Origin of the sequence: Pseudomonas sp. EL_65y_Pfl2_R96 (genome assembly GCF_963970905.1) — a bacterium.
In the GTDB taxonomy this organism is placed as follows: Bacteria; Pseudomonadota; Gammaproteobacteria; order Pseudomonadales; family Pseudomonadaceae; genus Aquipseudomonas.
On sequence record NZ_CAXAQH010000042.1, the window covers coordinates 31,977 to 43,855 of the forward strand.

General features: G+C 59.8%; 9 protein-coding genes. 5 read left to right on the plus strand and 4 right to left on the minus strand.

The features are described from left to right. Positions 1 to 53: 53 nt before the first annotated feature. The 4 genes from flgA (at position 54) to AACY49_RS27545 (ending at position 2,673) form a co-directional block, all read left to right on the plus strand. On the plus strand, positions 54 to 815 hold the full coding sequence (flgA, locus tag AACY49_RS27530; protein WP_339527449.1) for a flagellar basal body P-ring formation chaperone FlgA: 762 nt from the start codon (positions 54 to 56) through the stop codon (positions 813 to 815). Between the two features lie 180 nt (positions 816 to 995). Further along, positions 996 to 1,322, plus strand: a complete 327-nt coding sequence (flgM, locus tag AACY49_RS27535; protein ID WP_258699515.1) for a flagellar biosynthesis anti-sigma factor FlgM — start codon at positions 996 to 998, stop codon at positions 1,320 to 1,322. A 48-nt stretch (positions 1,323 to 1,370) separates the two neighbouring features. After that, complete coding sequence (locus AACY49_RS27540; RefSeq protein WP_339527450.1) at positions 1,371 to 1,838, plus strand: flagella synthesis protein FlgN; 468 nt, start codon at positions 1,371 to 1,373, stop codon at positions 1,836 to 1,838. A gap of 88 nt (positions 1,839 to 1,926) precedes the next feature. Beyond that, entirely contained in the window at positions 1,927 to 2,673 is a 747-nt protein-coding gene (locus AACY49_RS27545) for a flagellar brake protein (RefSeq protein ID WP_258699514.1), read from the plus strand. 64 nt (positions 2,674 to 2,737) lie between these two features. On the opposite strand, the gene AACY49_RS27550 is transcribed toward AACY49_RS27545, so the two are convergent. The 4 genes from AACY49_RS27550 to AACY49_RS27565 all read right to left on the minus strand — a co-directional run bounded on the left by AACY49_RS27550 (position 2,738) and on the right by AACY49_RS27565 (position 8,088). After that, positions 2,738 to 4,120, minus strand: coding sequence for an MFS transporter (locus AACY49_RS27550; protein WP_339527451.1), 1,383 nt, complete (start codon positions 4,118 to 4,120; stop codon positions 2,738 to 2,740). A gap of 71 nt (positions 4,121 to 4,191) precedes the next feature. After that, entirely contained in the window at positions 4,192 to 5,433 is a 1,242-nt protein-coding gene (locus tag AACY49_RS27555) for a glutamine synthetase family protein (RefSeq protein WP_339527454.1), read from the minus strand. A 361-nt stretch (positions 5,434 to 5,794) separates the two neighbouring features. Further along, positions 5,795 to 6,487 carry a sensor histidine kinase gene (locus AACY49_RS27560; RefSeq protein ID WP_339527452.1) on the minus strand — a complete coding sequence of 231 codons (693 nt, stop codon included), beginning with the start codon at positions 6,485 to 6,487 and terminating at the stop codon, positions 5,795 to 5,797. Then, the gene (locus AACY49_RS27565; protein WP_320393616.1) at positions 6,484 to 8,088 is read right to left on the minus strand and encodes a response regulator; all 1,605 of its coding nucleotides are present in this window, start codon (positions 8,086 to 8,088) and stop codon (positions 6,484 to 6,486) included. Before AACY49_RS27565 ends, AACY49_RS27560 begins: the two co-directional genes overlap by 4 nt. 940 nt (positions 8,089 to 9,028) lie before the next feature. Between AACY49_RS27565 and AACY49_RS27570 the strand changes: the two genes are divergently transcribed. Then, on the plus strand, positions 9,029 to 11,879 hold a 2,851-nt coding region (locus AACY49_RS27570), incomplete at its 3' end, for a beta strand repeat-containing protein (RefSeq protein ID WP_339527453.1).

An 11,879-nucleotide genomic window follows, 5' to 3' on the forward strand; every position in this document is an offset into this window, starting at 1 on the left:
TGTTGCGACGCCCATTCATTACTAAACGGCACGGCGCTTGCTTTTTAACTCTTATGAACACAGAACCGACATTTTTCCGACGCCTGACATCAACCTGCCACAGATTGCTCTGTGCGATGTCGGCCGTTTGCCTGTTCAACGCTGGCAGCCCTGCCCTTGCTGATACGGTTACCTTGCCTGACATGCTTATCGGCGTCACTCAGGGCTTTCTTGAATTCACCGTAGAGGACTATCTGGCTACCAGTCAAACGCAAGGCCGCTACGAAATCCAAGTCAACCAGCTCGATCCGCGCCTGCGCATGCCCATGTGCGACAGGGAATTGACAGCCACCCTCGAGAGCCCGGCAAGGCCTCTGGGCCGGGTCACGGTCAAGGTTCGCTGTGAGGGCGCCTCGCCCTGGACAATCTTCGTGCCCGCTCAAGTAAAGCTGTTTCGCGACATCGTGACCACCACTCGTCCCCTCAAGCGCACAGGGATTATCGAACCTCAGGACGTGACCCTGCGCGAGCGCGATATCAGCCTGATAAACCAGGGTTTTCTGACCTCTGTCGATGAGGCGATCGGACAAAGACTTACCCGACCAATGGTCGCCGATCAGATCATCACCCTGGTGCACCTCGAACAGGCGGAAGTGATTCGCAAGGGCGACCAGGTGGTGATTACTGCCCGCAGTGGTACGCTCAGTGTGCGCATGCCGGGTGAAGCGCTGTCCAACGGCGGTCTGCGCGAACAGATTCGCGTGAAGAACCTTAACTCCCAGCGGGTCATCAAGGCGCAAGTCACCGCGCCCGGTCAGGTAGAGGTTTCTATGTGAGCGACCATGCAGGGCTCTCTGTTCGTGAAGATGTGGCGCTGACCATAGCTGTTGCCTAAACTGTGCCGCATGCAGGACGCGCGCTGGCGCATGCAAGCTCATTGATAAATGGGCCTAAAGTTTTTCGGGGAATCGCCGAAAACATGGCAAGCGTCCAAATTCCCAGAGGTTTTTTTTATCATGGTCATCGATTTCAGTCGTTTAAACAGCTCCTCGTCACTTACGGGCAGTACGCGTACCAGCACCGCGAAGGAAACCGTCGAAGCCGGCCAATCCACGCCGCTGAATACCCCGGCCGAACAGGCCAGTACCACCAAAAGCGGGGAATCGGTACACCTCAGTGATGAGGCTCAACAGTTGCAGAAGGTCACTGACAAGCTGCGCGATCAGCCTGCCGTCGACAACGCCCGCGTGGCCGAGTTGAAAGCAGCGATTGCCGATGGCAGCTATAAAGTCGACAGCAACCGTGTAGCCAGCAAACTGCTCAACTTCGAAGCCCAGCGCTAGGCCACGGCCCGCGCCAGGCTTTTGGACGCTTAAAACCCAAGGCCAGCCATGCACGACACTCATTTACTGCAATTGATCATCGACGACTTTGCCCCGGCACAACAACTGCTGGAGCTCCTGCAAACCGAGTCCCTCGCCTTGCACGGGCGCGACATGCCACTGCTCGAAGAAATTCTGGCGCATAAACAGGCATTGATCATTTTGCTCGAACAGCATGGCCGCAAGCGCAGTGAAATCCTCGCCAGCCTCAACCTGCCAACCAACCGCCAGGGCCTGGAGCAACTCGCCAGCCAGTCGAGCATTGGCGAACAGTTGCTGGGACAGAGCGACGTGCTGACCGACCTCCTGGCCCAGTGCCAGGCCGCCAATGCCAACAATGGCCAGTCGATTCTGGTGCAGCAGGCCGCCACGGCCAACCAGTTGAAAATCCTCACCGGCGGCGAGCCGCCAGCGCTCTACGATGCCCGCGGATCAACCTCCAAGCTCGCCAAGCCACGCCCGCTCAGTCAGGCTTGAGCCTTTCAATGAGCACGCCCTATCAAGACGCGAAACATGCTGGCAGAATGCCAGCCAGTAGTCATATTTGTCTGGAGATTGATACCCCGTGTCCAATGCCTTAAGCGCGGAAGATGCTCCGCAGCCACCCAAGGTGCTCACTACGCCCCTGGAAATCTCCGGCAACCTGCGCCAGCTGCAAGACAGCCATGACCCGCTGATCATCACGTTCCACGAGCGCAGCCAGCGCTTCCAGAGCTATCTGGTGGACGTTGACCGTGACAGCAACATGATTGCCCTGGACGAAATGATCCCCCGCGACGGCGAACGCTTTCTGCTGGCCGGCGAACCGTTCAAGGTCGAAGGCTTCCACGAAGGTGTGCGCATCGCTTGGGAAAGCAATGGCCCGCTGACGATCGACGAATCTGGCGATGGCCGCTGCTACCGTGGCGCACTGCCCGATGAGGTGGTTTACCACCAGCGCCGCAATGCTTTCCGCGCCGCATTGAAGCTGGCACAACTGGTGAATGTCGAACTGGGGGGGGACAAACTCAAGTCGCCCATCGGCGGCAAGCTGCTGGACATTTCCGCCACTGGCTGCAAATTGCGCTTCGAAGGCGACATCACCACCAGGCTGCAACTGGGCCAGGTCTACGACCGCTTCATCGCCGCCCTGCCCTTCGGCAGCATGACGGCACCGGTCGAGTTGCGTTACCTGCACTTCGAAGAAAAGATCAACACCACCTTCGCCGGCGTGCGCTTTCACAACATGAGTGGCCTGGTGCAGCGGCAAGTCGAGCGGTTCGTCTATCAGCTTCAGCGCGAAGCGCGACGCTTCGATAAAGACGACTTCTGATACGCCACGCCCATAAAAAACGGGCAGTCCCTTGCGGTGACTGCCCGTTTTTTTTATGCCTTGATCAAGGCCTTGCTTCGGTAAAACTTTGCTCGCGCCCCGCGTCAGGGTCTGACGATTCCGAATCTGTTGCAGCTTCGGTTTCCGGCTCGGCATCTGGATTGAAGTCAGCCTCAGGGTTGACCGGATTCTGCATCTGGTCATGCACCACCTGCTCATCGACACGCGGGTCAAGGCAAGCGACCAGTGGTGAACTTGCCATACTGTCCGGCATGGCCACGTGATGCAGCGGGGCATCGTCCACCTGATGCAGGTTGGTGACCGCTTTCGGACGGATTCGCCAGACCAGCACCAAGGCGAAGAAGCTGAAGAAGGCATAGAGCATCTGACTGCCGAACAACTTCATCAACACCCCGGCCACCAGCGGCCCGATACTCGCGCCGACACCGTAGGTCACCAACAGCATCGCCGTCAGCGACACCCGGCGATCACCCTCCACGTGGTCATTGGAAAACGCCACCGCCAACGGATACAGGCAGAACTGCACCAATGAACAGAGGAACCCGGCGATGAACAGTACTTCCAGCTGCACCTTCGGCATAATCGCCAGCGGCAACGCAGCCAGCGCCAGGCAAAATGCAAAACTGCGAATCAACAGCGCCCGGTCATAGCGGTCCGACAGCCAACCCAACGGCCACTGCACCACCAGGCCCGCAAAAATGCAGCTCCCCATGAACAGACCGACCTGCTCGGTGGACAATCCTTGTTGCGAGGCATACAGCGGTGCCAGGCCGTAGAACGAACCGACGATCAACCCCGACCCCAACACCGTGCTCAGCGACTGCGGCACGCGCTTGATGAAGAAGCGCGGTTCCATCGGTGCCGGGTGCAAAGGCGCCGGGTGAATTCGCCGGGTCAGGGCCACCGGCACCAGGCACAGGGCGAAACACAGCGCGACCAACATCAGCAGTTCCAGGCCCAGCCCCGGGTGCATGACCAGAATCAACTGACCCAACACCAGCCCCAGATACGAGGCGATCATGTAACCGCTGAACACCACTCCACGTTTATTGGCTTCTGCCTGCTCATTGAGCCAGCTTTCGATCACCATGTACTGGCACATCATGCCCAGGCCAACGATCACCCGCAGAAACAGCCACGCAGGCAACCAGTCCACCAGGCCATGGCCCAGCACTGCCGCGCCGACAATCCCGGCGCAGGCCGAATAGGCCCGAATATGCCCGACCCGGGCAATCAGCCGATGGCCGATCTTGCCGCCCAGCACCAGGCCGAAATAGTTGGCCGCCATCAACGCGCCGACCCACAGGCTGTCGACTTTATCGGCCGCCAGGCGCAGTGCAAGGTAAGTACTCAACAGGCCCGAGCCGATCAACATCATCAGCGAAGCGAAATAAAGCCCTCGAAAGGATTTCAGGATTTGGCGCATCGGCGTTCCGAGCGGCTCCTTGCAGTGAGTATCGGGCTATCGACAAACGATAGCCCGATGGCGACAGATCGTCAGGCCTGGGCTGCTAGAACACGCCGTTCCCAGGGAGTAATTTCATCAAGGAAGCTGGTCAATTCCATGGTCTTCGAAGCGATGTAGCCTTCGATGAACTCCTTGCCGAACAGTTCCTTTGCCAATTGGCTACGCTTCAGACGTTCAAGAGCGGCATGCAAGGTACACGGCAGCGAAAGATTATCCGGCACCACGAATTCGCCCTGAACTGCCTCGCCCGGCTCCAGCTTGTTCTCGATGCCATACAGCCCCGACGCCAGGCTCGCGGCGATCGCCAGATACGGATTGGCATCGGCCCCCGGCAAGCGATTCTCGACCCGACGAGCGACCGGTGAGCTGGCCGGAATGCGCAGTCCGGCGGCGCGATTGTCGTGGGACCAGCAAGCATTATTCGGCGACGCATAAGGATGGCACAGGCGCTGATAAGAGTTCACGTTCGGCGCAAACAGCGCGGTGAAATCCGCCAGGCCGGCCTGCTGGCCACCGATGAAATGACGGAAGGTCGCGGTCGGCTCGCCAGCCTTGTCACTGAACACGTTACGCCCGGTGCCGATCTCAACGATGCTCTGATGGATATGCATCGAACTGCCCGGCGTGTGCGCCAACGGCTTGGCCATGCAGACCACGGTCAGGCCATGCTTGAGCGCCACTTCTTTGAGCAGATGCTTGAACAGCAACGTCTGGTCGGCCAGCAGCAACGGATCGCCGTGCAGCAGGTTGATCTCGAACTGGCTGACGCCCATCTCGTGCATGAAGGTATCACGCGGCAATCCCAGCGCCGCCATGCCTGCGTAGACTTCTGTGAAGAATGGCCGCAAGCCGTTATTGGAGCTGATGCTGAACGCCGAATGACCGTCCTCGCGACGACCGTCCAGGCCTACCGGCGGCTGAAAGGGTTGCGTCGGATCGGGATTGGGCGCGAAGACGAAGAATTCCAGCTCGGTCGCCACCACCGGCGCCAGCCCCAGGGCAGCGTAGCGAGCGATCACAGCCTTGAGTTGGCCGCGGGTCGACAGATGTGAATTCTCGCCGGTCAGTTCCTGCGCATCGCAAATGGCCAGCGCCCGAGGCTGCGTGCTCCAGGGCAAGCGATGGATCTGCGCGGGATCAGGCACCAGCGCCAGGTCGCCATCATCACTGCCGTAAAAGCGCGCCGGCGGATAGCCACCCATGATGCATTGCAACAGCACTCCCCGCGCCATTTGCAAACGCCGCCCTTCGAGGAAACCTTCGGCGGTCATTACCTTGCCGCGTGGTACGCCGTTCAGGTCCGGCGTGACACATTCAATCTCATCAATGCCCGTCAATCGCTGCGCGAGTGAACGCTGGCCATCGGTTGTCATGACGCAATCCTTGTTGTTGTACGAGCCGCGAACGGCGACCCGTACAAAATAGGCTCCGGCTGTTCGGAATATCAAGCAGCATCCAACAAAAAACCGCGCTCCCGTGGGAACTCGATCTGCTCTGACAACACGGCCCCCGTAGGAGCTGCCGAAGGCTGCGATCTTTTGATCTTGCCTTTAAAAAGCAAAGTCAAAAGATCGCAGCCTTCGGCAGCTCCTACGGGGCGTATTCCTAATCAGGGACGGCGTACGCAGGGATTCAGGGGAGATAGAGGCTGAACACACCGCCGCCCAATGGGCCACCGTTGCTGATTTCGGTGCGTCCGCCCACGCCATTGCGCTGGTGCAGGGCGGCAATCCGCCCGGCAAAGTACAGGCCCAGGCCTGTGCTGCCACTGCTGTGGTTGATGCCCTGCACATAATCGGCCTGACGCTCGATCATCTCGGGTGGATAACCCTCGCCATCGTCGTTGATGGTCAGCACCAGTTGCCCCGCCTCATCGCTGACGGTGATCAACAAGGCATGCCGGGCGTAACGAATGGCGTTGTTGATGCTGTTGGCGAGCACCGAGGCAATCAGCTCCCGATCGAAGAAACCCAGCGGGCTCAACGGGTCTACTTCATAGGTCGCGATAATGCCGCGGCTGGCGAACACTTCTTGATGAGCCGCCAGTTGCGCCTCGATGAAATCATCCAGCTCATGGTAGGCCGGCTGCAACGGCATCTGGTTGACGCCGAGTTTGTACAGCCCCAGCAACTGCACCAACATGCCATTGAGGTGGGCGAACTCGAACTCGATGACGCCCTGCTCCGGCGTATGCCGCTCAGGGTCGGGCAAACGCGCCAGCCATTGGCTGTGAGCCTGCATCAGCATGGCCAGAGAGTTCTTCATATCATGCACGGTGGAGGCAATCACCGTGGAGAAGTCGAGTGACGGTTCGCTGTTGATCATTCGCCGAACGCCTTGATTTTCAGTTTCTCGTAGCGCGGATAACGCGCGTCGGTATCGGGCATCAGGCCGACCGTTTTCAAGCATGCCCGGCATTCTTCCAGCTCCGCCGACGGCACGCTGGTGTCGGTGCCATGCAGCAGCGACTGCGCCATGTTCAGGGCAATACTGATGTTCTTCGGCTGCAACGCCAGGGCTTTGCGGAACACATCCCGGGCTTCCACCAGGTTGCCGGTCTTGTACACCCGCACGCCCTGGCGGTTGAGGTCGGCAGCCGCATTACCGGAATTGAGGATGGTCGGGTCGTCGGTCAGCTTGGCGATGCCCTTCATCACAGTCGGATCGTCGCCGTAGATTTCCGCGCAGTTTTTCAGCATCGAGGCGCCGGCACTCGCCTGCCCCAGCATTTGCAGCTGCTTGGCCACCAGCAGCGCCGCTTCGGCACTCATGAATTGCTCCATGCCATCGAGGCGCATCATCGCTTGCTCGGTGAGCTTCTCGGCGGTTTCGGCATCGTTGAGCAGCAGGCTGGTGGCCTTCATCAGGCGCGCACGAATCTGCAAGCCGGGGTCGGAGGGGTTCTCCTTCGCCACCGCACTCAGCGTCGTATTGATTTCAAGGCGGGTCCGGGTGTCCAGGCCCTTTTCCGCGCCCTTGCTGATCAAGGCGTGGGCCAGGCCGAGATTGCTTTCCGCATCCTTGAAACGCGATTGCGCCCCTTGATTCACGGCCTGGCGATAGGCTTTGGAGGCGGTGTCGAAATCTTCGTTGGTCATTGCCAGTTTGCCCAGCAACGCTTGCCGGCGCACCGCCAGCGGCGACAGGCGAATAGCCTCCTCCAACACTTTCTGCGCCGCTTTGGTGTCGCCTTCGGCGACCAGCACGTCGGCCATGCCGTCGTAGAGGGCCGGCATCATCGGGAAGACTTTCAAGGCTTTTTCGTAGATGCCTTTGGCCTGGCTGACCTGGCCGCGCTTGAACAGCAACTGGCCCAGCCCGGCAAACGCCCACGGCAAAGGACGATCCGCCAGAATGCTGTCGTACAAGCGCTCCAGCGCTTCGTTCTGGTTCAAGTCGCGCAACGCATCGGCGCGGTAACGCAGGCACAACGGCGAATAACGAATGTCCTGTTTGCACAGGGCAATACAGGCATTGAGCACTTCAACCGGCTTGCCCCGGTCAAGGGCTTGCAGGATCGGTTTGAGCAAGGTCTTGCGCTGTTCCAGTCGTTCCAGGCGCTGGGCCAGGCCCGAACGGTTGAACGGCTTGGTCAGGTATGCGTCGGGTTCGTGCTCCAACGCGCTGAGCACCATGGCCTGGCTGGTTTCTGCCGTGACCATGACAAACACACTTTCATGGCTGATCAGCTTCTCGATCATCAGGTCTTCGAGCACCTGCTGACCGTTCTTCTTGCCATCGCCCAGGTGGAAATCCTGCAGGATGAAGTCATAGGACTTCTGCGAGCACATGCGCAGCGCCTGTTCGCCGGTATCGGCGGTGTCGACGTCCTTGACGCCCAGCTCCCGCAGCATGGACCTGACGGAACTGCGGAAATCCGAGAAATCATCGACGATCAGAAAGCTTTTTTGGTGATACGACAGCATCGAAGATTTCCAGACAAATTAAGAAGAACAATCCAAAGGCACGACACGGGCGAGCTCAGCTTCGCGGTCCTTTTGGCGCGCAGATGATAGCGGGAGGCCATCGGCTATCAAGCAATTTCGCACAAACCCGTGATGACGATTGCCAGCCGCCAGTGACGAAAATCACAACGACCGCTCGGGTTATCGGCCAGTAGTCGCGTTCCCTTGAAGCGGCGGGCGTGTAATCGCGTATTTGGCTGTCATCACAGGCTTCCCATGCAGTCGTCGGGTGGTTCGGGCATGAAAAAAACCCACCAGAAAGAACGCTCTGGCGAAGCCTTTTAACAGCTGAGCGCTGAAATCTGATGATTTCCAAGAGCCCCGCGACTCGGCCAGCCCATGCCCCGCTTGGGTTTCAGCTCATTCAAGCCCCGCCAGTGCTGAGTGCCCATGCCCCCTTCGCCAAAAACAAATCGACATAATATTGACACCAAAACACCCACCTGTCGGAATATTGGCACTTCATCCTGTTACCTTCAGTTAACACCTTTACAAAGCCTGACCCCACAACTAAACACACATCAAACTGATATCAGATAAGGCCGTATTCCTGAGTCAGTGCTGCACCAAAACACGGCCTCACCCAGCTATCACTTCAGGGGTCCCTGCCATATGGGTACTCTCAGATTATTGCGCGCCATGCGCAACGCAACCCCAGGCTTGGGCCCACGGTCGCCCAACAGCTCCTGCGATTCGCTCCTCAAGTGCGGCGAACTTTTTCACCCCCGCGACACCAGCGTCCCTCTGCCCGCAGCGCCTATTCCGTCGGGCCCGGACGGCCGACGATGTCCGGCGGTCGCCTCGCACCGCTCCTGAACACCCTGAGCGGCACAAGCACGGGACTTCGTCCTGTTTGCAGTCCCTGGCGATTCAAATAAAAAAAAATTCTCGGGAGAAAGACATGGCTACCACCACCACAACTTGCGGCGGCACCGATACTTCGTTTTCCAACACACCGCAGGCGAAGGACGACATTTTCACTACCGGTGTCATTGGCACGGGCAGCGCGACCATCACTGAGAACCTGCTGGGAGTCGTGTACCTGAACGTCATGTCCAATGACCTCGGTGGCAACGCAAAGACACTCTGGTCACTCGATAATGCGACCAGTCTTTCTACCGCCACCAAGGTTTATGCTCCGGCCGATCTGCTGGTCCAGGACACGAGCAGAATTGAGGCGACGAGTACCGACACCAGCCTCAATGGGGCAAAGATCTGGATTACGTCGGATGGCAAGGTCGGCTATGACGCCGCTACGCTGTCGACGACTTTCAAGGCCCAACTTCAGGCGCTTGCGGCTGGAGGGTCCCTGACGGACAGCTTTACGTATGCGATTCGTCTCGGCAACGGCACCCTCAGCTGGGCCACTGCACAGGTGCAATTCGCGGGTGTGAATGACAGCGTGACGATGAGCCTCGGCGCACAGGCCGGCACCGTAACCGAAGATGCGACCACGACGCCGAGCACGACCGACTCGCTGAGCACGACGGGTACGATTGCGTTTAACGACGTAGATCTGAGCGACACGCATACCGCCTCTTTCGCGGCGGCAGGAGGCAATACCACAGCGCTGGGCAACTTCGCCCTTGCCTCTGTCATAGAAGCGGCCAATGCGGCCAACGGCACCGTTAACTGGACTTACACCGTGAATAATGCGGCAGCCCAGTACCTGGCCCAGGGTCAGACGGCTATCGAAACCTATGTGGTCACCGTCAATGATGGGCATGGCTCGTCGACAACGAAGAGTGTGACCATCACCATCACCGGTACCAACGACCAGGTGCACATCACCAGCGGCGTGCAAGCCGGCGATGCCAAGGAAGACAGTGGCGACTACGCTGCCAATGGCAGCATCACCTTCACCGACGCCGACCTGATCGACACCCACAGCGTCACCGTCACGCCGGGCGCTTCCGGCTACCTGGGCAGCTTCACTACAGATCCACTGCACGACAGCACCGGAACCGGCAGCGGTTCGCTGGGCTGGCACTTCGCGGTAGACAACGCCGCCCTGCAGTTCCTGGGCGAAGGCCAGACCCTCACCCAGACCTATAACGTGGCGATCGGCGACGGCACGGTACAGACCGTGACCATTACTATCACCGGCACCAACGACCAGGTACAGATCACCAGCGGCGTACAGGCCGGCAATGTCGAGGAAGACAGCGGCCACTACGCGGCCAGCGGCAGCATCACCTTCACCGATGTCGACCTGATTGACACCCACAGCGTCAGCGTCACGCCGGGCGCTTCCGGCTACCTGGGCAGCTTCACCACCAACCCGCTGAGCGACAGCACCGGCACGGGCAGCGGCTCACTGGGCTGGAACTTCGCGGTAAACAACACCGCCCTGCAGTTCCTCGGCGAAGGCCAGACCCGCATCCAGACCTATAACGTGGCGATCGGCGACGGCGCGATGCAGACCGTGACCATCATCATTACCGGCACCAACGACCGGCCGACGCTGACGATTGCCGACAGCACCGGGGCGATGAACGAAGGCAACGGCACGGCCACGCTGAGCGACAGCGGCGCCCTGAGTTTTACCGATCTGGACAGCACCGACACGGTGACCGTGTCGCAGACCGCCAACAACGACATCGCCTGGAGCGGCGGCACGCTCAATGGGGGCATGGCCTCGGCACTGGTGGCCGGTTTCTCGGTCGATCAGGATAGCTGGAACTACAGCAGCAGCCAGAACCTCGATTTCCTCGGCGCGGGTGAAACCATCACCTTCTCCTACGCCGTAGTCGCCACCGACGACAGCGGCGCGGCTAACGCCGCCTCGGCGACTCAGACTGTCAGCATCACCGTCAGCGGCAGCAACGACGCGCCGGTGCTCAGCTTCGCATCGGGCAATGATGTGGGCGCGGTGCAGGAAGACACCAGCCTCAGCGTCAGTGGCCAGTTCAGCTCGACCGACATCGATCACGCGGCCACCGCCACCTGGACCATCAATGGCTCGCCAACTGGAACCTATGGCTCGATCGCCGTCGACAGCAGCGGCCAGTGGACTTACACCCTGGCCAACGGCAGCGATGGCATCGCCAGTGCGGTGCAATCACTGAAGGCCGGCGAGAGTCATGACGAGGTGTTCAGCGTGCAGGTCAGCGATGGCCTCGGCGGCGTCAAGACTCAGCTGGTGACTGTCACCGTCAGCGGCAGCAACGATGCGCCGGTGCTCAGTTTTGTGACCGGCAATGATGCCGGCAACGTGCAGGAAGACACCACGCTCAGCGTCAGTGGCCAGTTCAGTTCAGCCGACATCGACCACGATGCCACCGCCAGCTGGTCCATCAATGGCTCGGCAACTGGAACCTACGGCTCGATCGCCGTCGACAGCAGCGGCCAGTGGACCTACACCTTGGCCAACGGCAGCGATGGTATCGCCAGTGCGGTGCAATCGCTGAAGGCTGGCGAGAGTCACGACGAAGTGTTCAGTGTGCAGGTCAGCGATGGCCTCGGCGGCGTCGATACCCAGCTGGTCACCGTCACCGTCACCGGCAGCAACGACGCGCCGGTGCTCAGTTTTGTGACCGGCAATGATGTGGGCGCGGTGCAGGAAGACACCAGCCTCAGCGTCAGTGGCCAGTTCAGCTCGGCCGACATCGATCACGATGCCACGGCCACCTGGAGCATTGCCGGAACCAATACCGGCGCCTTCGGCTCGATTGCCGTGGACAGCAGCGGCCAATGGACCTACACCCTGGCCAACGGCAGCGATGGTATCGCCAGTGCCGTGCAATCACTGA